Origin of the sequence: Halomonas sp. H10-9-1 (assembly GCF_040147005.1) — a bacterium.
Taxonomy (GTDB): Bacteria; Pseudomonadota; Gammaproteobacteria; order Pseudomonadales; family Halomonadaceae; genus Halomonas.
This window is the reverse complement of record NZ_JAMSHO010000001.1, coordinates 1,437,620-1,458,180: the sequence shown is the minus strand read 5'-3', so window position 1 is coordinate 1,458,180 and position 20,561 is coordinate 1,437,620. Positions and strand designations below refer to the sequence as shown.

The following is a 20,561-nucleotide window of genomic DNA, read 5'->3' as shown; positions in this document are numbered from 1 at the left end:
AGGCGGTCGGTTGGCGGGAGGGGCTCGCTCATTCGGCCTCCGGGACGTGACGCTGGTCGGGGGGCACATCGAGCAGGCGCAGGGCGCTGCCGGCGACCCGCGAGAACACTGGTGCCGCCACCGCCCCACCATAATAGGAGTCGCCGCGCGGGTGGTCGATCATCACCACCGCCACGATGCGCGGGTTGCTGACCGGGGCAATGCCCACGAAGAAGCCGCGATAGGCATTTGCCTGGTAGCCGCCGGCGCCGGTCTTGCGCACCGTGCCGGTCTTGCCGGCGACCCGATAGCCCGGCACCTCGGCTCGCCGGGCCCCGGTACCCGGCGCGACGACCTCATCCATCATAGCCAGCACCTGACGGGCGACCTCAGGCGAGATGACCTGCTCCCCCACGACGGGTTCGTCCAGGCGCAGCAGCGATGGCGGCAGCAGGCGCCCCTGGTTGGCGATGGCGGTGAAGGCACTGGCCAGCTGCAGCGGCGTGACCGAGAGCCCGTAGCCGTAGGAGAGTGCCGCCCACTGGCTGCTCGACCAGCGCACCGGAGCCGGCACCTCCCCGGTCGCCTCGCCGGGAAAGCCGGTACCGGGTGCCTGGCCGAAGCCCAGGCGGCGGTAGAGCTGGGGCACCACCGGCTCGTCGTAGCGCAGCACCAGCTTGGACATACCGATGTTGGAGGACTTCCCGAGGATACCGGCGAGGTCGAGCTCGCCGTAGTTGCGAACATCACGGATGGTGAAGCGGTCGATGCGCATCCAGCCGGGGGAGGTATCCACCACGGTGGCGGGAGACAGGTCACCGGCATCGAGCATCGCCGCCATGGCCAGCGGCTTGACCACCGAACCGGGCTCGTAGGGGTCGACGATGGCACGGTTGCGCAGCCCCTGGGGGTCGAGGCCGGCACGGTTGTTAGGGTTATAGGAGGGCTGGTTGGCCATGGCCAGCACCTCGCCAGTGCGGGCGTCCAGCATCACCACCACGCCACCGTCGGCATCGTGTTCGGCCACCGCGGCCTTGAGCTCGCGATAGGCCATGTACTGGAGACGCTGGTCGATGGCCAGCGTCAGCTCGCCACCGGGCTTGGCCTCGCGCAGCACCTCGAGGTCACGCACCAAGCGCCCGCGGCGATCCTTGAGCACGCGCCGCAGCCCGGGGGTGCCCGCCAGGTAGGGCTGGTAGGCGAGCTCGAGCCCCTCCTGGCCCACATCATCGACGTTGGTCACGCCCAGCAGTTGGGCGGCCACCTCGCCGGCCGGGTAGTAGCGCTTGTACTCGTCCTGGCCGTAGACACCGGGCACGCGCAGGTCAAGGACCCGCTGGGCCGCCTCGGGGGTCAGCTGCCGGCGCAGATACATGAACTCGCGTTCGGCATAGCGCGCCAGTCGCTCGTTCAAGGCCTCCAGGTCCATGCCCAGCGCCGTGGCCAACTGGACGCGCAGAATGGGGTCGTCGGGCACATCCTGGGGATTGGCCCACAGGGTCACCACCGGAGTGGAGATGGCCAGCGGCTCGCCGTGGCGGTCGGCGATCATCCCACGGTGGGCGGGCAGCGCGTCGGTGCGCAGCGTGCGGGCGTCGCCCTGCCCCTGGAGGAAGGGACGGTCGACCACATGCAGGATCACCACCCGTCCCACCAGCAAGCCCAACCCGAGAAGCACCAGCCCCAGCATCACGGCATAGCGCAGCCGCCCCATGGGCGCGCCGGGCGGCGGTCGGCGCGGCGAGACGCCGCTGCGAACCTCGCTACTCATCGCCGGATCACCTCCACCTCGTCCACGCCGGGCAGGCGCATCTCCAGGCGCTCCAGGGCCAGGCGCTCGATGCGCGCCGGCGACGACCAGGCACTCTCTTCGAGCAACAGCTGACCCCACTCGGTCTGCAGCTGCTGCTGCTCACGCTCGAGCTGCTGCAAGGCAGCATACTCTTCGCGGGTCAGATGGCTGATGGCGATCACCGCCAGGGCGCTCACCAGGCAGGCCATCAGCAACACCAGAACCAGCAGCGCTCGCGGGTTCAGGCGCAGCGCCGAGGGCCAGGCGAGGCGCGCGGTAAACGACCGTCCCTGTGTCATGCCGACTCCTTCAATGCCCCATGAAATGCCACATCATCAATAGCGCTTGCGCGCCACTCGCATCACCGCGCTACGCGCACGGGGGTTCTCCTTGACCTCTGCCTCTCCGGGGCGCTGGGCCTTGCCGACCGCCTCGAGGCGGCGCTCGAGCTGCTCGTCACGAATCGGGATGCCCCGCGGCAGATGGGTATCGCCCCGCACGTGGTGCCGGATGAAGCGCTTGACCCGACGATCCTCCAGGGAGTGAAAGCTGATCACCACCAGGTGCCCCCCGGGCGCCAGGGCCTCCAGGGCCGCCTCCAGGGCCGCATCGAGCTGCTCGAGCTCACCATTGACCTGGATACGCAGGGCCTGGAACACCCGGGTGGCGGGGTGCTTGTGCTTCTCCCAGGCGGGATGCGCGGCCTTGACCACCTCGGCCAGGTCGGCGGTGCGCTCGAAGCACCGCTCACTGCGCCGCTCGAGGATCGCCTTGGCCAGGCGCCGGGCAGAGCGCTCCTCGCCGTACTCCTTGAACACCCGCGCAAGCTCGGCCTCCCCGGCCCGAGCGATGAAGCCCGCCGCGCTCTCGCCCCGGGTCGGATCCATGCGCATGTCCAACGGGCCATCACGCAGGAAGCTGAAGCCGCGCTCGGGATCATCGAGCTGAGGGGAGGAGACCCCGATATCGAGCAACACCCCAGCCAGGCGGCCGTGCAGGTCATGCCTCTGGGCGACCTCGCCGAGGCGGGCGAACTCGGCACGCTCGATGCTAAAGCGCGGATCCTCGATAGCGGCGGCCTCGGCGATCGCCTGGGGATCACGATCGATGGCCAGCAGCCGGCCCCGGGGCGAGAGGCGCGCGAGGATCTCCCGGGAGTGGCCGCCGCGACCGAAGGTGCCGTCCAGATAGGCACCATCGGCATCGTGGACCAGGGCCTCGACCGCACCGTCGAGCAACACGCTGGCGTGGCGAAAACCCTGTGGTGGGGTATCAGGGGCGGACGGCATGGGCTTCTCGATCCACGGTGGGGCGACGAAGAGTTCCGCCGCCGGTCTGAAACTGAAAGCTCTGAAACTCATAAAACAAGGGGGGAGCCGGCCGATAAGCCGGGTTCTGTCGAGGACAGTCATTCATCTAGGGGTCGCGTCACCGCGACCCTCGAGCAACCTACCCGAACCCGACGCGGGCCACGCCAACGGGTTCCTATTTGGTCTTGCTCCGAGTGGGGTTTACCGTGCCACGCACTGTTACCAGGCGCGCGGTGCGCTCTTACCGCACCCTTTCACCCTTACCGGCCTCCCGAGGGAGACGTAGGCGGTCTGCTCTCTGCTGCACTTTCCGTCGGCTCGCGCCGCCCAGGCGTTACCTGGCACTCTGCCCTATGGAGCCCGGACTTTCCTCCCCCGGATCACTCCGGCGGCGACTGTCTGGCCGACTCCCGCGGCAAGGATACCAGTGCCCCGGCCGCCCCTCAACGCCGGCCGCCCTACTCCCGCTCTTTCAACGCCTGGGCGCGGGCATACCAGGCCTTCTTGGCGCCCCCCAGCACCCGCGACGCCACCGCGGCGGCCTGCTTGACACCGACGCCCTCGGCCAGCAGCGCTGCGAGCAGCGCCTCTCCCTCCACCTGGCCGCTCCCCCCCTGCTCGCGAGGGGGCGCACCGGCCATCATCACCACGAACTCGCCGCGGGCCTGGTTCGGATCCTCCTCCATGCACCGGGAAAGCTCGGCCGCACTGCCCGACAGGAAGGTCTCGAAGGCCTTGGTCAGCTCCCGAGCCAGCACCAGGCGACGCTCACCGAACAGCGTATCGATGTCCGTCAGGGTATCGCGGATGCGATGGGGCGATTCATAGAAGACCAGGGTCTCGGTGCGCGCTGCCAGCTCCTCGAGCTGCGCCCGGCGCGCCCCACCCTTGGCCGGCAAGAAGCCATGGAAGGTGAAGCGGTCGGTAGGCAGGCCCGCGGCCGAGAGGGCGGCGACCAGCGCACAGGCCCCGGGAACCGGCACGATGCGCCGCCCCCGGGCGCGCAGCTCGCGCACCAGCACGAAGCCGGGATCGCTGATCAACGGCGTGCCCGCATCGGAGACCAGGGCAATCGACTCACCGGCGGCCAGGTGCGCATCGATACGCTCGACCCGCGCCGCCTCGTTGTGCTCGTGCAGCGACAGCAGGGGCACCTGCACCCCCAGATGACGCAGCAGGCGTGCGGTGTGCCGGGTATCCTCCGCGGCGACCAGCGCCACCTCGCCGAGCACTCGGGCGGCACGCGGACTCAGGTCGGCCAGATTCCCAATCGGCGTGGCGACCACGTACAATGAAGCTGAGTTCGGTTCTGACACGTCGCCTCCTCGGCGGGCTCCCGATACGAAGGATGAAGAAAGGAAGGATTCATGCTCACACACACACGCGGCCTGCTGGCCACGGCACTCCTCGCGCTACTGCTGGTCGGCTGCGCCTACCGGCCGGGTATCATCGAGCGCATCCCGGATGACGATCCCGCGAGCCTGCTCGAGCGGGCCCAGCAACAGGAGCCGACCCAGGCGGCCCGCACGCGGCTGGATGCGGCGGATATCCTAGCACGCCAGGGAGCGCGCACCCAGGCGCTCGAGATCGCCCGCAACATCGACGACGCGCGGCTGAGCGGCGACCAGCGGGCACGCTGGGCACTGCTGCTGGCCGATCTCGGCGAGAGCGAAGGCGACCCCCAGGCGGTGATACGAGCCACCCAGGAGCTCGACGGGCTGGAGCTCAATCGTGGCCAAGCGCTGGCCCTGCGTGAGCAGCGGGGCCTGGCCCTGCTCGAGGTGGATGAACCCCTCGCCGCGGCCGAGGCACTCCTGGCGGTGCAGGCGGAATCCGATGACGAGGCGCTCAATGACCCCATCTGGCGTGCCCTGGGGGGCCTCGACGGGCGTCGACTGACCCGGCTCGGCGAACAGGGTGATGCCCTGACCCGCGGCTGGGTCGAACTGAGCGAGACGGTGCGCAGCGGCAGTGGCGATATCGAGCGGCTGTTCTTGCGCCTGGACGACTGGCGCAGCCGCAACCAGCGCCACCCGGCGGCCCGCCGACTGCCGGCGGACCTGCTAGCCCTGCGTGAACTGAGCGGCCAGGAGGTGCAGCATATCGCCGTGCTGCTGCCCGAATCCGGCCCGCTGTCCCGAATCGCCACGGCCATCGCCGATGGCATTCGTACCCAGCACCGCCTGTCGAACGACACCGACGTCCGCCTGAGCTTCATCGATGATACGAGCGGCAGCCTCGAGGCGCTCTACCGGGAGGCCGAGAATCGTGGCGCCCAGGTCGTGATCGGCCCCCTCGACAAGGACCGGGTCAACGAGCTCCAGCACCGCGACCGGGTGCCACTGCCCACCCTGGCACTCAACTACGCCTCGGCGGGCGGCAACTCTCCCGCGGGACTCTTCCAATACGGCCTCTCCGCCGAGGACGAGGCCCGCCAGGCCGCCCGACGCGCCTGGCGCGACGGCCACCGCCGTGCCGCCCTGCTGGTGCCCGACAACGACTGGGGCCGCCGTGTCGGCGAGGCCTTCTGGGACGAGTGGCGCGCCCAGGGCGGCGAGGTCACCCGCGCCGTACGCTACAACCCCGCGGCCGCGGCCACCGAGAGCACCCGCCGCACCATCGCCGAGGCACGCCCCGACGCCCTGTTCATGCTGGCGCTGCCCGACTACGCGCGCCAGGTACCGCCGACCCTGGACTATTATGGCGCCCCAAACCTGCCGGTGTATGCCACCTCGCACCTGTTCAGCGGGCGGCTCAACCCGCGCCTCGACGGCGACCTGAATGACGTGCTGTTCCTCGACATTCCCTGGCAGATCCCCGATGCCGCCGTGGGTGGCGAGGATGCCCTGCCCTTCACCGCGAGCTACCGCGCGCTGCGCGAGGAGTCGGACCCCAACCTGTTCCGCTTGAACGCCATGGGGGTCGACGCCCTCGAGCTGGCGCTGCGGCTGCCCCAGCTCCAGCTGCTCTCGGGCAGCGAGCTGTTCGGCGCCACCGGCACCCTGCGGCCGCAGCCCGACGGCCGGGTCGAACGCCTGCTGCCCTGGGCACGCTTCGTCAACGGCGTGCCGCAGCCGGTACTGATCCCGGGCCTGCTCGGCGATGACCGGTCCCCGTGACGCGCGGGCACGCGGCGAGGCCATCGAGCGCCTCGTCGCGACCTGGCTGGTCGAACGCGGCCTAACGCCGGTGGCCGCCAACCAGCACGCCAAGGGCGGCGAGCTGGACCTGGTAATGCGTGACGGCGACACCCTGGTCTTCGTCGAGGTACGCCACCGTGCCGATACCCGTCATGGCCACCCCCTCGAGACCATCACCGCCACCAAGCAGCGCCGCCTGATCCGGGCGGCGCGTTTTTATCTCCAGCGCAACCGGCTATCATGTCCCTGCCGCTTCGATGTGGTAGCCGTGACCGGCCTGCCGCCCGAACTCGACATTCAGTGGGTGGTCAATGCCTTCGATGCCTACTAACCCGCCAGAGGAACCCGACTCAGCATGGATTTCCAGCAGCGCATTCTCGGCCACTTCAACGCCAGCATCGACACCAAGACCTATGCCAGCGAGGTGCTGCCGCCTTTTATCGAAGTGGCCAGCCAGATGATGGTCCAGTGCCTGGTCAGCGAGGGCAAGATCCTCGCCTGCGGCAACGGCGGCAGCGCCGGAGACAGCCAGCATTTCTCCTCGGAACTGCTCAACCGCTTCGAACGGGAACGGCCCAGCCTGCCCGCCCTGGCCCTGACCACCGACACCTCGACCCTCACCTCCATCGCCAACGACTACAGCTACAACGAGGTCTTCTCCAAGCAGGTACGCGCCCTGGGACAGCCCGGCGACATCCTGCTGGCGATCTCCACCAGCGGCAATTCGGCCAACGTCATCCAGGCCATCCAGGCCGCCCATGACCGCGACATGACGGTGGTGGCCCTGACCGGCCGCGACGGCGGCAACATGGCCTCGCTGCTGGGCCAGGACGACTGCGAGATCCGCGTCCCGGCGACCTCCACGGCGCGCATCCAGGAGGTCCACCTGCTGGTGATCCACTGCCTCTGCGATCTGATCGACGAACAACTCTTTGGAGCAAGTGAATGACGACTCGCACCCCTCTGCTCAGCGCGCTGCTGCTCTCCGCCATGGTGGGCCTCGCCGGCTGCACCACCGTGACCAGCGTGACGCACCAGGGCACCATCGATGAGAACTACGGCAAGCGCACCTCCGGCGCCCAGGTCGAGGATCAAAGCATCGAGACCAAGATCAGCCACAACCTGGGTCGCACCGATGCCCGCCTGGGGGATGCCAGGATCAATGTCGATAGCTACAACGGCGTGGTCCTGCTCACCGGCCAGGTCCCCAGCGAGGAGCTCAAGGCCCGGGCCAGCGAGGTGGCCGGCGAGGTACGCAACGTGCGTACCGTTCACAATGAACTCACCATCGCCGGCAACCTGCCCGCCAGCCAGCGACTCTCGGATACCTGGCTCAACACGCGCATCCGCACCCACCTGGCCGCCAACGAACGCATCGATTCGGGCCGCATCCGGGTGATTACCGAGAACGCCAGCGTCTACCTGATGGGTATCGTGACCCGCGCCGAGGCCGAACGCATCGTCCAGGCGGTCTCGCAACTGGGCGGCATGCAACGCATCGTCAAGGTGTTCGACTATCTTGACTGACGGGCTCGACTGAGCGGCGTGTCCGACACCAGGCCGCCAACGCAGTACGGCAGGCCCAAGGGCCTGCCGTACTGCGTTTTCAGCGCCTGACCAGAAGCTACTTGATCACGCGCAACGAGGGTTTCCCCCTGGGTGGACGACGGCTGCCCTCGTCATCCTCGACCGGAAGCGCCTCCTCTGCCGAAGCTTCAGCAGCGCTCTCCACCTCGGTCAGCGTCGGCGCCTCCTCATCGCTGGCGTCGGCGGGCCGGGGCATCACCGGCTCATGGCCGAAGACCATGCCCACGCCATTCTCGCGACCGTAGATCGCCACCAGGGCATCGCTCGGCACCATCACCCGCATGGGCTGGCCGCCGAAGCGGGCCCCGAAGCTGATCGCGTCGTTCTCCATGGCGAGATCGCGCACCGCGGTCGGCGACAGGTTGAGGACGATCTGGCCGTTCTGCACGAACTGCCGCGGGATCTCGACCTCGGGATGCTCCGCATCGACCACGATATGCGGGGTGAGATCGTTGTCCAGCAGCCACTGGAACAGGGCCCTGGCCAGGTAGGGGCGACTGGATAGGTTGGGACGACTGGAATCCATCGTCTGGCCCTCCTCCGTTGAACGGCCGCCCGCAGGCGACCGGAAGTGTATCAGCTGCGCATCTCGCGCTCGCGCTCACTCAGCGAGGCCTTGAAGCCTTCACGCTCGAAGACCCGCTCCATGTAGCCGAGCAGTGGCGCCACCTGCTTCTCGGGCAGCTCGATGCCCAGCGCCGGCAGGCGCCACAGGATCGGGGCCAGGCAGCAGTCCACCAGCGTGAACTCCTCGCTCATGAAGAACGCCATGTCCTCGAAGATGGGCGAGATGCCCACCAGGCTCTCGCGCAGCTCCTTGCGCGCCTTGTCCGCCTCCTTCTTGGCCCCCTGCTCGATCTGCTCCACCAGAGGGCACCACTCGCGCTCGATGCGGTGCATCCAGAGGCGGCTCTGGGCTCGCGCCACCGGGTAGACCGGCAGCAGCGGAGGATGCGGGAAGCGCTCGTCCAGGTACTCCATCATCACCTTGGACTCATACAACACCAGCTCACGATCCAGCAGGGTCGGCACGCTGTTGTAGGGGTTGAGATCGGCGAGCTCCTCGGGGTGCTGGTCCTGGGTGACTTCCAGGATGTCTACCGCCACACCCTTCTCGGCGAGCACGATACGCACTCGATGACTGAAGTGGTCGGTACCACCGGAATAGAAGATCATCGACGACCGCTTGGCCACTACACCCATGAAACAATCCTCGCATCAAATCGAACGGCTATGATAGCACGCGGGCAGCGCTCCGCGGAGGAGCGTTTCGCGGTACATACGTCGCGGGGGCGCATGGCCGATGGCCGTGCGCCCCCGCATTGTCCACCGCGGTGGATCAGTGGATGTCGCGCCAGTACTCGCGCTTGAGCAGGTAGGCGATGACACCGAAGATGAAGATGAAGATCAGCACCTTGGGCGCCAGCGCCTGGGCCTGGAGCTTGGAGGGCTCGCCGACATAGGCCAGGAAGTTCGTCAGGTCGTAGACCACTTCCTCGAACTCATCCGGCTCCAGCTCCCCCGGCTGCGTCACCTGCAGGGTCGCGCAGGACTGGTACTTGCCGGTCAGCGGGTCGAGCTCGGCACCATCGACCGGACGGTCGGTCTCGGCACACACCATCTCCTGCACGCCCTGCAGCGGCTCCAGCACGTTGGGCATGGCCACCAGGTCGAACACGGTGTTGTTCACCCCGGTGCCGGTGCTCGGGTCCTTGTAGAACGAGAGCAAGTAGGAGTAGATCCAGTCGGTGCCACGCAGGCGCGACTCCAGGGTCAGGTCGGGCGGCGGCGCCCCGAACCAGGCCGTGCCATCGCCGCTGTCCATGGCGCTGTGCATCTGGTCATTGAAGGCCAGGTCGGAGGAGAAGATCAGGTGCTCCTCGACCAGGTCCTGGGGCATCCCCAGATCCTCGGCGGCCCGCGCGAAGCGCTGGTGCCCGAGGGAGTGACACCCCATACAGTAGTTGGTGTAGAGCTGCATGCCCCGCTGCAGCGACGCCTTGTCCTCGAGGTCGGGCGTCATGTGAAACGGCACGCTCGCCCCCCCCGCGGCCATCGCCGCCAGGGGTACCAGCGCGAAGAGCAGTGCGAACAGTTGCTTTTTCATTAGCCAGTCACCCTCTCCGGAACGGGTTTGGTCTTCTCCAGCCGGGTGTAGAACGGCATCAGCAGGAAGAAGGCAAAGTAGATGGCGGTGCAGATCTGAGCCACCAGGGTCCGACCATCGGTAGCGGGCAGCACCCCAAGCACCCCGAGGATCACGAAGCTGATGGCGAACAGCACCAGCATCACCTTGGAGATCCAGCCCTTGTAGCGGATGGAGCGCACCGGGCTGCGGTCAAGCCAGGGCAGCACGAACAGCACCGCGATGGCCGCCCCCATGCAGATCACGCCCAGGAGCTTGGCGTCGAGGCCGAACAACGAGAAGTTGATGGCGCGCAGGATCGCGTAGAAGGGCGTGAAGTACCACACCGGTGCGATATGATCCGGGGTCTTCAGCGGGTTGGCCGGCTCGAAGTTGGGCTTCTCGAGGAAGTAGCCGCCCCCTTCGGGGAAGTAGAAGATCACCACCGCGAAGACGAACAGGAACACCGCCACGCCAACGATATCCTTCACCGTGTAGTACGGATGGAAGGGGATGCCGTCCAGGGGCTTGCCGGTCTCGTCCTTCTTCTGCTTGATGTCGATGCCGTCCGGGTTGTTGGAACCGACCTCGTGCAGGGCGATGATGTGCAGCACCACCAGCGCCAGGATCACGATGGGCAGCGCCACCACGTGCAGCGCGAAGAAGCGGTTGAGGGTGATACCGGAGATCAGGAAGTCACCACGCACCCACTGGGTGAGATCGGGACCGATCACCGGGATGGCGGAGAACAGCGAGATGATGACCTGGGCACCCCAGTAGGACATCTGGCCCCAGGGGAGCAGGTAGCCCATGAAGGCCTCGGCCATCAGCGCCAGGTAGATCGCCATGCCAAAGATCCACACCAGCTCGCGTGGCGCCTTGTAGGAGCCGTAGAGCAGGCCACGGAACATGTGCAGGTACACGACCACGAAGAAGGCCGTGGCACCGGTGGAGTGCAGGTAGCGGATCAGCCAGCCCCACTCCACGTCGCGCATGATGTACTCGACGGAGGCGAAGGCGCCTTCCGCGGAGGGGTTGTAGCTCATGGTCAGCCAGATGCCGGTGAGGATCTGGTTGACCAGCACCAGCAGTGCCAGCGAGCCGAAGAAGTACCAGAAGTTGAAGTTCTTGGGGGCGTAGTACTTGGACAGGTGCTCCTGCCACATCTGCGTCGCGGGGAAGCGCTCATCCACCCAGCGCATGATGCCCTTTTCCGCCATCGCCTTGTTCGGGTTACCCATCAGGCAGTCTCCTCATCTTCGCCCACGACAATGATGTCGTCGGTCTCGAAGCGGTATGGCGGGATCTCCAGGTTGGTGGGCGCCGGCACGTTGCGGAATACCCGACCCGCCAGATCGAAACGCGAACCGTGACAGGGGCAGAAGTAGCCGCCCGGCCAGTCGTCGGTGCCCACACCCTCGGCGTTGGGCTCAGGCTTGAACAGCGGTGAGCAGCCCAGGTGGGTACAGATTCCGATCAGCACCCCGATCTCGGGCTTGATGGCCCGCAGCGGCCCCGTCACATAGGCGGGTTGCTGGGGTACTTCGGAGTCGGGATCGGCCAGTCGCGAGGCGTCGAACCCCTCGGTCCGCTCGATCATCTCCGGCGTACGGTTGACGATCCATACCGGCTTGCCACGCCACTCCACGGTCATCTGCTGACCCGGCTCCAGCTTGGACACATCCGCCTGAACCGGCGCGCCCGCCGCTCTCGCCCTGGCACTCGGCTGCCAGGAAGCCACAAAGGGGACCGCAACCCCGACGGCACCAACCCCACCTACAACGGTGGTGGCACCCACGAGGAAACGGCGCCGACCCTTGTTCACGCCGTTATCTGCCATTTCAAGGTTTCTCCCATCAGCTTACCCGTTGATCCATCACGGGCATCATCCCCGCGAACACGGACACCAAATGCGCTACATGTTAAGAAATCGAGCCGCCCTGCACAAGGAAAAGGACCTTGACGAAGGTGGCATAACACATACAAATTGTTGACCCAGAACAAGAAACGCCCGGGTTGATAAACCCGGGCGTTGAGCATTCCAAACTGGCTGGCGATCAGCGCTTGGAGAACTGCGGACGGCGACGCGCCTTGCGCAGGCCAACCTTCTTGCGCTCGACCTGGCGTGCGTCACGCGTGACGTAGCCGGCCTCGCGCAGCGGCGCGCGGAAGTCTTCATTGTAGGCCATCAGCGCACGCGTGATGCCGTGACGGATCGCGCCGGCCTGGGAGGAACCACCACCGCCCTTGACGGTCACGTAGACGTCGAACTGACCCAGGGTCTCGGTCAACTCGAGGGGCTGACGGACCACCATGCGACCGGTGACGCGACCGAAGTACTGGTCCAGCTCACGGCTGTTGACGGTGATCTTGCCGGTGCCCGGCTTCAGGAAAACGCGGGCGGTAGAGGTCTTGCGGCGCCCGGTACCGTAATACTGCTGTGTCATGGCGAAGACTCCCTCAGAGGTTCAGTTCTTGCGGCTGCTGGGCGGCGTGCGGATGCTCGGCGCCGGCGTAGACCTTGAGCTTGCCGTACATGGCGCGGCCCAGGGGACCCTTCGGCAGCATGCCCTTGACGGCGCTCTCGATGATACGCTCGGGGGCGTGGTCGAGCATCTTGTCGAAAGTCATGGAACGCAGGCCACCCGGGTAACCGGTGTGGCGATAGTAGGTCTTGGCCTTGGCCTTGTTGCCGGTGACCTTCACCTTCTCGGCGTTGATCACGACGATGTAGTCGCCGGTATCGATGTGCGGGGTGAACTCCGGCTTGTGCTTGCCGCGAAGGCGGCGAGCGATCTCTGTGGCCAGCCGGCCCAGCGTCTTGTCCGTGGCGTCGACGACGTACCAGTCGCGCTCGACGGACTGCGGTTTGGCAGTGAACGTCTTCATGGAATCTCACCAATCAAATTGTAGTGGGTTATCAGCCGATCATCCGGCATGCAACCATCCCTATTCTTCTTGGTTGCCCCCGACAGGCGGTGACAACGAGTAGAGCGCGCGAAGTCTACACGAATCGACCCACCCGAGGCAATGCCAGCTGGAAGCTGGAAGCTGGAAGCTGGAAGCTGGAAGCTGGAAGCTGGAAGCTGGAAGCTGGAAGCTGGAAGGCAGCATGAAACCTCCACCGCCCGGATCCAGGGTTTTCTTCCAGCTTATAGCTTAAGGCTTACAGCTCCCGGCGAAGCCGGGCCGGGTCAAGGCTTGTGGGGCAGCGCCAGGTAGTCGTGGGACTGCATCTCCTGCAGCCGCGACAAGGTGCGCTGAAACTCGAACTCGAGGCGCCCGTCGGCATACAGCGCCTCGGCGGGTACCTCGGCGGACATCAGCAGCTTGACCCCACGGTCGTAGAACTCGTCGACCATGTTGATAAAGCGTCGCGCCTGGTCGTCGGTGGCCCCGCTCATGCGGGTCACGTTGGAGACCAGTACGGTGTGGAACTCGCGGGCCAGCTCGATATAGTCGTTCTGGCTGCGCGGACCGTCGCACAGTTCGCGGAACTCGAACCACACCACGTCGTCGTGGAGCCTGCGGGCATGCAGCACACGGCGATTGATCTCCAGCGGCACGCCCGCCTCGCCATCATGACCGGCGATCTCGCGGAAGCTGCGCGCCAGCTCCACCTCGGCGGCCGCGTCGAGGGGCGAGTGAAAGATCTCGGCACGCTCCAGGGCGCGCAGCCGGTAGTCGATACCCGAGTCGACGTTGACCACCTCGCAGTGGCGCTCGAGGAGGTCGATGGCAGGCAGGAAGCGTGTGCGCTGCAGGCCATCCTTGTAGAGCTCGCCGGGCACGATATTGGAGGTCGCCACCAGCACCACCCCGCGCTCGAACAACGCCTCGAGCAGGTTGGCCAGGATCATGGCATCGGTGATGTCCTTGACGAAGAACTCGTCGAAGCAGATCACCCGGGCCTCGGCGGCGAACTTCGCGGCAATCAGGCGCAGTGGGTTCTTCTCGCCCTTGTAGTGCTCGAGCTCGTTGTGGACCCGCTGCATGAAGCGGTGGAAGTGGGTGCGCATCTTCTCGGGGAAGGGCAGCGACTCGTAGAAGGCATCCACCAGGTAGGTCTTGCCGCGCCCGACACCGCCCCAGAAGTAAAGCCCGCGGATCTCCGGCAGCACCGGCGCCTGGGGCTCGCGGTGTGCACGCCTGCCGAACAGCCCGGCCACGCGGGAGCTCAGGCCACCACCCGAGGGAGCGGAGCGCGGCGACGGCGGCGTCGCGAGCAGCGCCTCGTAGAGGCGCTGCAGATGCGCCACGGCCTGCTCCTGGGCAGCGTCATACTGGAAGTCATCGCGCTGCAGATCGGCCCGGTAGCGGGCCATGGGGGTGGGGCGAACGTCTCGGTTTACGGCACTCATGGGGGCGAAAACGGCCTGTTGCGGCTTCGACAGGCTGCATATTATACGCGCCTGAACCACGAAGCGCATCGCCGGCACCTCTCCGCGTTGACCCGGCGGCGGCGCTCGGCCCTATAATGGTGCGCCGGGGCCGCCGCCCCACCATCGGATCCGCCCGCCGTAACGCCGGCCGCTGGATCGTTCACCGCCGCTGGGAGACCGACGTGGACGAGAGCAACATCAACTGGATTCTGGCCATCGCCTGCCTGCTGGCCGGTATCGGCCTAGGTGCACTGGGCTACCACCTGCTCAATGCCGGTGCCCATGGCATACAGCGCCTGCGCCAGCGACTCGCCGAACGCGACCGGGAGCTCGCGGCCCTACGCGATGGCCTGGACGTGCACTTCGACGAGGTCGGTCGCCTGGTGGACGCGCTGCGCCGGGATGGCGAGGCGCTGGCCACCCGCCTTGCCGAGGATGCCGATAGCCTCGGGGGGCACACCAGGAGCCGCCCGGGCCTTGCCGTGGAGGCGCCCGCCGCCCCTGCCGACGCCACCAGCAACGCGCCCGTATCGACCCCCCGTGACTATGCCGATGGCTCCGGTGGCACCCTCTCCGAGGACTTCGGACTCAAGGATGATGCCAGCCGTAAGCCCGAGCCCCGCTACTGAGCGAGCGCCAGGCCCAGCGACGCCCCGCCCCACCGGCGGGGCGTCGCGGTTTCAGGGCCTCATGCCGGGTTTTCGATATCCACGAAACGGTGCTCGAGACCGAACTCAGCGGCCAGCCACTCGCCCAGCGCCCGCACGCCGTCCCGCTCCGTGGCGTGATGACCGGCACACAGGTAGTGAATGCCCAACTCGCGGGCCAGGTGAGTGGTGCGTTCGGAGATCTCCCCGGAGATGAAGGCATCGGCCCCGGCCTCCCAGGCCGCGGTAATCATGTCCTGGGCACCACCGGTGCACCAGGCCACCCGTCGCACGGGACCGCCGGACGGCGCCTCAACCACCAGCGTCTCGCGTCCCAGCCGCTCACCGACGTGCTCGCCCAGCGCCCGCGCATCCATTACCGACGGTGGCGCCCCCAGCCACAGGAGCCCCTCTCCCAGCTCACCGTCAGCACACCCTTCCACCGTGAAGCCCAGGCGACGCCCCAGCTCGGCGTTGTTGCCGAGCCCGGCATGGGCATCCAACGGCAGGTGGTAGGCCAGCAGGCTGATGTCATGGGCCAGCAGGGTCTGCAGGCGACGCCGCTTCATGCCGGTGATGGCCACCGGCTCGTTCTTCCAGAAATAGCCGTGGTGGACCAGCACCAGGTCGGCCTCCCAGGCCAACGCCTCGTCGAGCAGTGCCTGGCAGGCGGTGACGCCGCTCAGCACCCGCCTGACCTCGTCACGCCCCTCCACCTGCAAGCCATTGACGGTATAGTCATTGAAGCGCTCGGGTTGCAACTTGCCTGCGCAGGCCGCCACCAGCGTGTCGCGATGTGTCATCGTCTCCTCCGGACGCTGCGGAATAGAAGGTGTTACCATGCGCCGATTGTAACCGTCACCGACGAGTGCCGGCGACCACCACAGACCCGACGCGACCGAGAACCGAGCCCCGCATGCCGTACCGACCGCCGCGCCAGCGCCTTCGCGCCCTTGCCCCCTACCTGCTACCGGTACTGATCGGGGTGCTGCTGGCCGTGGTGCTGCTCAACGCCTTCCCACAGCTATCCGGCCGCGATGGTCGCCAGCCGCCCGCCCTCGCGACGCCCGCCCCGCCCTTGAGCGAGCCGCTGGCGGTATCCCCCGAGGTCACGGCATCCAGCGACGAGGCCGAGCGTCCCGCTCCGGTACTGCGCCAGGCACCGCCGCTCGCCCGCGAGCAGGGACCCGCCAGCTACGCCGCCGCGGTGGAGCGCGCCGCCCCGGCGGTCGTCAACATCTACTCCTCCAGGGTCATCGAGCGCGACCAGCACCCGTTGATATCGGATCCCTTCTTCCGCCAATTCTTCGGCGACGACATGCCGGCGCGCCAGCGCATGCTGTCGAGCCTCGGCTCGGGCGTCATCGTCAGCGCAGAGGGCTATGTGCTGACCAACCACCATGTCATCGGCGGCGCCGACCAGATCCAGGTCGCCCTGCGCGATGGCCGCGAAACCCTGGCCGAGGTCATCGGCACCGACCCGGAGAGCGACCTCGCGGTGCTGCGCATCCAGCTCGACGACCTGCCAGTGATCGAGCTGGCCGACTCCGCCGACGTGGCCATCGGCGACGTGGCGCTGGCCATCGGCAATCCCTTCGGGGTCGGCCAGACGGTCACCATGGGCATCATCAGCGCCACCGGCCGCAGCCACCTGGGGCTCAACGCCTACGAGGACTTCATCCAGACCGATGCCGCCATCAACCCGGGGAACTCCGGGGGCGCGCTGATCAGCCCCGACGGGGCCATGGTCGGCATCAATACCGCCATCTTCTCGCGCTCGGGCGGCTCCCAGGGCATCGGCTTCGCCATCCCCGCCAACCTGGCGCGCAACATCCTCGAGGAGCTGGTCATCCAGGGGCGTGTGATCCGCGGCTGGCTGGGGGTCGAGGCCCAGGAGCTCAACCCGGAGCTGGCCGCCTCCTTCGGCCTGCAGGCGCCCCGCGGCGTGATCATTGCCGGGGTGGTGCCGGGAGGACCCGCCGACCGGGCCGGCCTGCGACCCGGGGACGTGCTGCTCTCCATCGAGGGCCGGCCGATCCTGGACGCCCGGGAAGCGATGTCCGACATCGCCGCGGTGGAACCGGGCGACAGCCTGCCGCTCACCGTGGTGCGCGGCGGCGAGGAGCTGGAACTGACGGTCGAGGTCGGCGAGCGCCCGCCCCCCGAGCTGAGCGCCCCCGAGTAGCCCCTCGCCCATGACGACACCGCCAAGGTGCCCCGATAGGCAGAGAGGGCCTCGCCATCCGGCGAGGCCCTCCCTATTTCCAGCCACACCGCTCGGTCACTTCCGGATGCGGTACTCGGCGCTGCGTGCATGGGCGGTCAACGACTCGCCGCGCGCCAGCACCGAGGCCACCCGACCCAGCTTCGACGCCCCTTCGGGCGAGCAGTGGATGATCGATGAGCGCTTCTGGAAGTCGTAGACCCCCAGCGGCGACGAGAAGCGCGCGGTGCCCGAGGTGGGCAGCACATGGTTGGGGCCCGCGCAGTAGTCCCCCAGCGCCTCGGCGGTATAGCGCCCCATGAAGATGGCGCCGGCGTGGCGCACCTCGGGCAACCAGCCCTCGGGGTTGGCCACGGAGAGCTCGAGATGCTCAGGTGCGATGCGGTTGATCAGCGTCATCGCCTCGGCACGATCGCGACAATGGATCAGCGCCCCGCGCCGGGAGAGCGACTCGCGGACGATCGCATGACGCTCCAGGGTCGGCAAGAGTCGGTCGATGGCGGCCTCCACGGCGTCGAGGTGCCCGGCATCCCAGCCCACCAGGATCGCCTGGGCATCCTCGTCATGCTCGGCCTGGGAGAACAGGTCCATGGCCAGCCAGTCGGGGTCGGTGCCGCCGTCGGAGACCACCAGGATCTCCGAGGGGCCGGCGATCATGTCGATGCCCACCTGCCCGAACACCGCGCGCTTGGCCGTTGCCACGTAGATGTTGCCCGGACCGACGATCTTGTCGACCCGCGGCACGCTCTCGGTGCCATAGGCCAGGGCCGCGATCGCCTGGGCGCCCCCCACCGTGAACACCCGGTCGACCCCGGCGAGGTGCGCCGCGGCCAGCACCAGTTCGTTGAGTACCCCATCCGGCGTGGGCACCACCATGATGATCTCGCGGACGCCGGCCACGTGGGCGGGAATCGCATTCATCAGCACCGAGGAGGGATAGGCCGCCTTGCCGCCGGGCACGTAGATGCCGGCACGATCCAGCGGCATGACCTGCTGGCCAAGCACGCTGCCGTCATCTTCGGTGTAGTGCCAGGACTCGGGCTTCTGGCGCTCATGGTAGAGCCGGACACGCTCGGCGGCCTGCGTCAGCGCCTCGCGCTGCTCGGCGGGCAGCCCCTCATAGGCCTGGCGCAGGCGCGGCGCGCTGAGGGTCAGCTCGGCCATGCTCGATACCGAGAGGCGATCGAAGCGGTTGCTGGCCTCCACCAGGGCGGCGTCGCCGCGCTCCCTCACCGCGGCGAGGATCTCCGCGACCCGCGCCTGGACCTCGCCGTCGGAGACTCCCTCCCAGGCCAGCAGGTGGTCGAGCCGTGCCGTGAAGTCGGCGTCGGTGGTAGCGAGGCGGGCGATTCCAGCGGGGGCAGTGGTCTCGGTCATGGCAGCATCCATATCGTGTCGGGCCTATCCAGTCGGGTCCATCGCGGGCATCTCAGCCCGCGACGCCCTCGCGACGTGCGGTCACCGCCTGCTCGAGGCGCTCGAGCAGCGGCTTGATGCGCGAATGCTTCATGGTCATCGCCGCCTTGTTGACCACCAGCCGGGTAGAGATCGGCGCGATCAACTCGCGGGGCTCCATGCCGTTGGCGCGCAGGGTATTGCCGGTATCGACGATATCCACGATCTCGTCGGCCAGGTTCATCAGCGGCGCCAGCTCCATGGCACCATAGAGCTTGATGACCTCGGCCTGGATCCCCTGCTCGGCGTACCAGCGCCGGGCGACGTTGACGAACTTGGTGGCCACCCGGCGCCGGGCACGGGCCGGCTCGGCGCCGGTGATGCCGGCGGTCATCAGCCTGCAGCGGGCGATCTCCAGGTCCAGCGGCTCGTAGAGCCCCGCCGCACCGTGCTCGAGGAGCACGTCCTTGCCCGCCACCCCCAGGTCGGCGGCGCCCAGCTGCACATAGGTCGGCACGTCGGTGGCCCGGATCACCACCAGCTTGACGTCGGGCAGGTTGGTAGCGAACAGCAGCTTGCGACTGCTGCCCAGGTCTTCCACCGGCTCGACACCGGCGTCGGCCAGCAGCGGCAGGGTCTCGTCCAGGATACGGCCCTTGGAGAGGGCCACGATCAGTTGTTTGCTCATGCTCTCGCCTTGGTCAGGGGGCAGGCTAGCCCGGTACGCGCCGGATTCGTGCGCCCAGCAGTTGCAGCTTCTCCTCGATGCACTCGTAGCCGCGATCGATATGGTAGATGCGGTCGACCAGGGTCTCGCCCTCGGCCATCATCGCCGCGATCACCAGCGACGCCGAGGCGCGCAGGTCGGTCGCCATCACCGGGGCGCCGGAGAGCTTCTCGACCCCCTCGATCACCGCGGTGTTGCCCTCCAGGGCGATCCTCGCGCCCATGCGATTGAGCTCCTGGACGTGCATGAAGCGGTTCTCGAAGATGGTTTCCACCACCCGCGAGGTGCCACCGGCCACCGCGTTCATGGCCACGAACTGGGCCTGCATGTCGGTGGGGAAGGCGGGATAGGGCGCGGTACGGATATTGACCGGCCGCGGACGCTTGCCGTGCATGTCCAGCCCGATCCAGTCATCGCCGGTGGTGATCTCGGCGCCGGCCTCCTCGAGCTTGGCCAGCACCGCCTCGAGGATATCGGCGCGGGTGCGTCGCACCCGGACGCGCCCACGAGACAGGGCGGCGGCGACCAGGAAGGTGCCGGTCTCGATGCGGTCGGGCATCACGTCGTGGTAGGCACCATGCAGGCGCTCCACCCCCTCGATGGTGATGGTATCGGTGCCGTGACCGCTGATCTTCGCACCCATCTTGATCAGCAACTCGGCCAGGTCGACCACCTCCGGCTCCCGGGCGGCGTTCTCGAGCACCGTGGTGCCCTCCGCCAGCGCGGCCGCCATCAGCAGGTTCTCGGTGCCGGTCACCGTGACGGTATCGAAGAAGATGGTGGCCCCCTTCAGCCGCCCCTCCACCCGGGCACGGATATAGCCGCCATCGACGCGAATCTCGGCCCCCATGGCCTCGAGGCCACGCAGGTGCAGGTCGACCGGACGCGAACCGATGGCGCAGCCCCCCGGCAGGGAGACGTCGGCATGGCCGAAGTGAGCCACCAGCGGGCCGAGCACCAGGATCGAGGCGCGCATCTTCTTGACCAGCTCATAGGGCGCATCGCAGTGCTTCACCTGGGAGCCATCGAGCTGGATGGTCATCTTCTCGCCCATCACCGGCTCCACCCCCAGGTGGCCGAGCAGCTCCAGCGTGGTGGTGATGTCCTGCAGGTGCGGCAGGTTACCGATGGTGACCGGCTCGTCAGCCAACAGGGTGGCGCAGAGGATAGGCAGGGCGGCGTTCTTGGCGCCGCTGACCCACACCTCGCCATCGACCGGCCCATTGCCGGTAATGATCAACTTGTCCATGGAG

Annotated in this window: 22 protein-coding genes and 1 other RNA gene; 6 read left to right on the top strand and 17 right to left on the bottom strand. The window is 67.6% G+C overall.

Annotated features, from left to right (window positions below; all coding sequences use genetic code 11):
• Positions 1-28: 28 nt before the first annotated feature.
• The 5 genes from NFH66_RS06645 to rsmI all read right to left on the bottom strand — a co-directional run bounded on the left by NFH66_RS06645 (position 29) and on the right by rsmI (position 4,397).
• Complete coding sequence (locus tag NFH66_RS06645; RefSeq protein WP_349609297.1) at positions 29-1,750, bottom strand: peptidoglycan D,D-transpeptidase FtsI family protein; 1,722 nt, start codon at positions 1,748-1,750, stop codon at positions 29-31.
• Positions 1,747-2,070, bottom strand: coding sequence for a cell division protein FtsL (gene ftsL, locus NFH66_RS06640; RefSeq protein WP_349609296.1), 324 nt, complete (start codon positions 2,068-2,070; stop codon positions 1,747-1,749). Before ftsL ends, NFH66_RS06645 begins: the two co-directional genes overlap by 4 nt.
• Positions 2,071-2,106: 36 nt before the next feature.
• Complete coding sequence (gene rsmH / locus NFH66_RS06635; protein WP_349609294.1) at positions 2,107-3,060, bottom strand: 16S rRNA (cytosine(1402)-N(4))-methyltransferase RsmH; 954 nt, start codon at positions 3,058-3,060, stop codon at positions 2,107-2,109.
• A 79-nt stretch (positions 3,061-3,139) separates the two neighbouring features.
• Positions 3,140-3,492: RNase P RNA component class A (gene rnpB, locus NFH66_RS06630), an RNA gene on the bottom strand.
• A 47-nt stretch (positions 3,493-3,539) separates the two neighbouring features.
• The gene (gene rsmI, locus NFH66_RS06625) at positions 3,540-4,397 is read right to left on the bottom strand and encodes a 16S rRNA (cytidine(1402)-2'-O)-methyltransferase (RefSeq protein WP_349609292.1); all 858 of its coding nucleotides are present in this window, start codon (positions 4,395-4,397) and stop codon (positions 3,540-3,542) included.
• A 51-nt stretch (positions 4,398-4,448) separates the two neighbouring features.
• Here rsmI and NFH66_RS06620 point away from each other — a divergent pair, with 51 nt between their 5' ends.
• The 4 genes from NFH66_RS06620 to NFH66_RS06605 are packed head-to-tail and all read left to right on the top strand — an operon-like array spanning position 4,449 to position 7,748.
• On the top strand, positions 4,449-6,200 hold the full coding sequence (locus NFH66_RS06620) for a penicillin-binding protein activator (RefSeq protein WP_349609291.1): 1,752 nt from the start codon (positions 4,449-4,451) through the stop codon (positions 6,198-6,200).
• Positions 6,184-6,552, top strand: a complete 369-nt coding sequence (locus NFH66_RS06615; protein ID WP_349609289.1) for a YraN family protein — start codon at positions 6,184-6,186, stop codon at positions 6,550-6,552. The genes NFH66_RS06620 and NFH66_RS06615 overlap by 17 nt, the downstream gene beginning before the upstream one ends.
• Before the next feature lie 24 nt (positions 6,553-6,576).
• Positions 6,577-7,170: a phosphoheptose isomerase gene (locus tag NFH66_RS06610; protein ID WP_110281837.1), complete on the top strand. Its 594-nt coding sequence runs from the start codon at positions 6,577-6,579 to the stop codon at positions 7,168-7,170.
• Positions 7,167-7,748 carry a BON domain-containing protein gene (locus NFH66_RS06605; protein ID WP_349609287.1) on the top strand — a complete coding sequence of 194 codons (582 nt, stop codon included), beginning with the start codon at positions 7,167-7,169 and terminating at the stop codon, positions 7,746-7,748. The genes NFH66_RS06610 and NFH66_RS06605 overlap by 4 nt, the downstream gene beginning before the upstream one ends.
• A gap of 97 nt (positions 7,749-7,845) precedes the next feature.
• Here NFH66_RS06605 and NFH66_RS06600 read toward each other — a convergent pair whose 3' ends face one another.
• The 8 genes from NFH66_RS06600 to zapE all read right to left on the bottom strand — a co-directional run bounded on the left by NFH66_RS06600 (position 7,846) and on the right by zapE (position 14,294).
• Complete coding sequence (locus tag NFH66_RS06600; RefSeq protein ID WP_349609286.1) at positions 7,846-8,334, bottom strand: ClpXP protease specificity-enhancing factor; 489 nt, start codon at positions 8,332-8,334, stop codon at positions 7,846-7,848.
• A 50-nt stretch (positions 8,335-8,384) separates the two neighbouring features.
• A complete protein-coding gene (sspA, locus tag NFH66_RS06595) occupies positions 8,385-9,011 on the bottom strand; it encodes a stringent starvation protein SspA (protein WP_349609284.1) in 627 nt (208 codons plus the stop codon).
• Between the two features lie 136 nt (positions 9,012-9,147).
• Positions 9,148-9,915 carry a cytochrome c1 gene (locus tag NFH66_RS06590; protein WP_349609283.1) on the bottom strand — a complete coding sequence of 256 codons (768 nt, stop codon included), beginning with the start codon at positions 9,913-9,915 and terminating at the stop codon, positions 9,148-9,150.
• Positions 9,915-11,174, bottom strand: coding sequence for a cytochrome b (locus tag NFH66_RS06585; RefSeq protein ID WP_349609281.1), 1,260 nt, complete (start codon positions 11,172-11,174; stop codon positions 9,915-9,917). The genes NFH66_RS06590 and NFH66_RS06585 overlap by 1 nt, the downstream gene beginning before the upstream one ends.
• The gene (gene petA, locus NFH66_RS06580) at positions 11,174-11,773 is read right to left on the bottom strand and encodes a ubiquinol-cytochrome c reductase iron-sulfur subunit (RefSeq protein WP_349609280.1); all 600 of its coding nucleotides are present in this window, start codon (positions 11,771-11,773) and stop codon (positions 11,174-11,176) included. Before petA ends, NFH66_RS06585 begins: the two co-directional genes overlap by 1 nt.
• A 217-nt stretch (positions 11,774-11,990) precedes the next feature.
• Positions 11,991-12,380: a 30S ribosomal protein S9 gene (rpsI, locus tag NFH66_RS06575; protein ID WP_349609279.1), complete on the bottom strand. Its 390-nt coding sequence runs from the start codon at positions 12,378-12,380 to the stop codon at positions 11,991-11,993.
• 13 nt (positions 12,381-12,393) lie between these two features.
• Complete coding sequence (gene rplM, locus NFH66_RS06570; protein WP_349609278.1) at positions 12,394-12,822, bottom strand: 50S ribosomal protein L13; 429 nt, start codon at positions 12,820-12,822, stop codon at positions 12,394-12,396.
• Positions 12,823-13,127: 305 nt separating this feature from the next.
• A complete protein-coding gene (gene zapE / locus NFH66_RS06565) occupies positions 13,128-14,294 on the bottom strand; it encodes a cell division protein ZapE (RefSeq protein ID WP_349609277.1) in 1,167 nt (388 codons plus the stop codon).
• Positions 14,295-14,497: 203 nt separating this feature from the next.
• On the opposite strand from zapE, the gene NFH66_RS06560 reads away from it, so the two are divergent.
• The gene (locus NFH66_RS06560) at positions 14,498-14,944 is read left to right on the top strand and encodes a Z-ring associated ZapG family protein (RefSeq protein WP_349609276.1); all 447 of its coding nucleotides are present in this window, start codon (positions 14,498-14,500) and stop codon (positions 14,942-14,944) included.
• A 59-nt stretch (positions 14,945-15,003) separates the two neighbouring features.
• Here NFH66_RS06560 and NFH66_RS06555 read toward each other — a convergent pair whose 3' ends face one another.
• Entirely contained in the window at positions 15,004-15,765 is a 762-nt protein-coding gene (locus NFH66_RS06555; RefSeq protein ID WP_349609275.1) for a Nif3-like dinuclear metal center hexameric protein, read from the bottom strand.
• Positions 15,766-15,878: 113 nt separating this feature from the next.
• Here NFH66_RS06555 and NFH66_RS06550 point away from each other — a divergent pair, with 113 nt between their 5' ends.
• Positions 15,879-17,147 carry a Do family serine endopeptidase gene (locus tag NFH66_RS06550; RefSeq protein WP_349609274.1) on the top strand — a complete coding sequence of 423 codons (1,269 nt, stop codon included), beginning with the start codon at positions 15,879-15,881 and terminating at the stop codon, positions 17,145-17,147.
• A gap of 96 nt (positions 17,148-17,243) precedes the next feature.
• Here NFH66_RS06550 and hisD read toward each other — a convergent pair whose 3' ends face one another.
• The 3 genes from hisD to murA are packed head-to-tail and all read right to left on the bottom strand — an operon-like array spanning position 17,244 to position 20,557.
• On the bottom strand, positions 17,244-18,563 hold the full coding sequence (gene hisD / locus NFH66_RS06545) for a histidinol dehydrogenase (RefSeq protein WP_349609273.1): 1,320 nt from the start codon (positions 18,561-18,563) through the stop codon (positions 17,244-17,246).
• Positions 18,564-18,615: 52 nt separating this feature from the next.
• Positions 18,616-19,269, bottom strand: a complete 654-nt coding sequence (hisG, locus tag NFH66_RS06540) for an ATP phosphoribosyltransferase (protein WP_349609272.1) — start codon at positions 19,267-19,269, stop codon at positions 18,616-18,618.
• A 25-nt stretch (positions 19,270-19,294) separates the two neighbouring features.
• Positions 19,295-20,557: a UDP-N-acetylglucosamine 1-carboxyvinyltransferase gene (gene murA, locus NFH66_RS06535; protein ID WP_349609271.1), complete on the bottom strand. Its 1,263-nt coding sequence runs from the start codon at positions 20,555-20,557 to the stop codon at positions 19,295-19,297.
• Positions 20,558-20,561 lie beyond the last annotated feature (4 nt).

What these genes read in the sequence shown, in the direction of transcription:
- hisD (WP_349609273.1), bottom strand. Translation starts at nt 18,563, where the DNA reads ATGACCGAGACCACTGCCCCCGCTGGAATCGCCCGCCTCGCTACCACC.
- NFH66_RS06600 (WP_349609286.1), bottom strand. Translation starts at nt 8,334, where the DNA reads ATGGATTCCAGTCGTCCCAACCTATCCAGTCGCCCCTACCTGGCCAGG.
- rpsI (WP_349609279.1), bottom strand. Translation starts at nt 12,380, where the DNA reads ATGACACAGCAGTATTACGGTACCGGGCGCCGCAAGACCTCTACCGCC.
- rsmH (WP_349609294.1), bottom strand. Translation starts at nt 3,060, where the DNA reads ATGCCGTCCGCCCCTGATACCCCACCACAGGGTTTTCGCCACGCCAGC.
- NFH66_RS06605 (WP_349609287.1), top strand. Translation starts at nt 7,167, where the DNA reads ATGACGACTCGCACCCCTCTGCTCAGCGCGCTGCTGCTCTCCGCCATG.
- sspA (WP_349609284.1), bottom strand. Translation starts at nt 9,011, where the DNA reads ATGGGTGTAGTGGCCAAGCGGTCGTCGATGATCTTCTATTCCGGTGGT.
- murA (WP_349609271.1), bottom strand. Translation starts at nt 20,557, where the DNA reads ATGGACAAGTTGATCATTACCGGCAATGGGCCGGTCGATGGCGAGGTG.
- NFH66_RS06620 (WP_349609291.1), top strand. Translation starts at nt 4,449, where the DNA reads ATGCTCACACACACACGCGGCCTGCTGGCCACGGCACTCCTCGCGCTA.
- NFH66_RS06550 (WP_349609274.1), top strand. Translation starts at nt 15,879, where the DNA reads ATGCCGTACCGACCGCCGCGCCAGCGCCTTCGCGCCCTTGCCCCCTAC.
- NFH66_RS06590 (WP_349609283.1), bottom strand. Translation starts at nt 9,915, where the DNA reads ATGAAAAAGCAACTGTTCGCACTGCTCTTCGCGCTGGTACCCCTGGCG.
- NFH66_RS06645 (WP_349609297.1), bottom strand. Translation starts at nt 1,750, where the DNA reads ATGAGTAGCGAGGTTCGCAGCGGCGTCTCGCCGCGCCGACCGCCGCCC.
- NFH66_RS06555 (WP_349609275.1), bottom strand. Translation starts at nt 15,765, where the DNA reads ATGACACATCGCGACACGCTGGTGGCGGCCTGCGCAGGCAAGTTGCAA.
- hisG (WP_349609272.1), bottom strand. Translation starts at nt 19,269, where the DNA reads ATGAGCAAACAACTGATCGTGGCCCTCTCCAAGGGCCGTATCCTGGAC.
- ftsL (WP_349609296.1), bottom strand. Translation starts at nt 2,070, where the DNA reads ATGACACAGGGACGGTCGTTTACCGCGCGCCTCGCCTGGCCCTCGGCG.
- petA (WP_349609280.1), bottom strand. Translation starts at nt 11,773, where the DNA reads ATGGCAGATAACGGCGTGAACAAGGGTCGGCGCCGTTTCCTCGTGGGT.
- NFH66_RS06615 (WP_349609289.1), top strand. Translation starts at nt 6,184, where the DNA reads ATGACCGGTCCCCGTGACGCGCGGGCACGCGGCGAGGCCATCGAGCGC.
- rplM (WP_349609278.1), bottom strand. Translation starts at nt 12,822, where the DNA reads ATGAAGACGTTCACTGCCAAACCGCAGTCCGTCGAGCGCGACTGGTAC.
- zapE (WP_349609277.1), bottom strand. Translation starts at nt 14,294, where the DNA reads ATGAGTGCCGTAAACCGAGACGTTCGCCCCACCCCCATGGCCCGCTAC.
- NFH66_RS06610 (WP_110281837.1), top strand. Translation starts at nt 6,577, where the DNA reads ATGGATTTCCAGCAGCGCATTCTCGGCCACTTCAACGCCAGCATCGAC.
- NFH66_RS06585 (WP_349609281.1), bottom strand. Translation starts at nt 11,174, where the DNA reads ATGGGTAACCCGAACAAGGCGATGGCGGAAAAGGGCATCATGCGCTGG.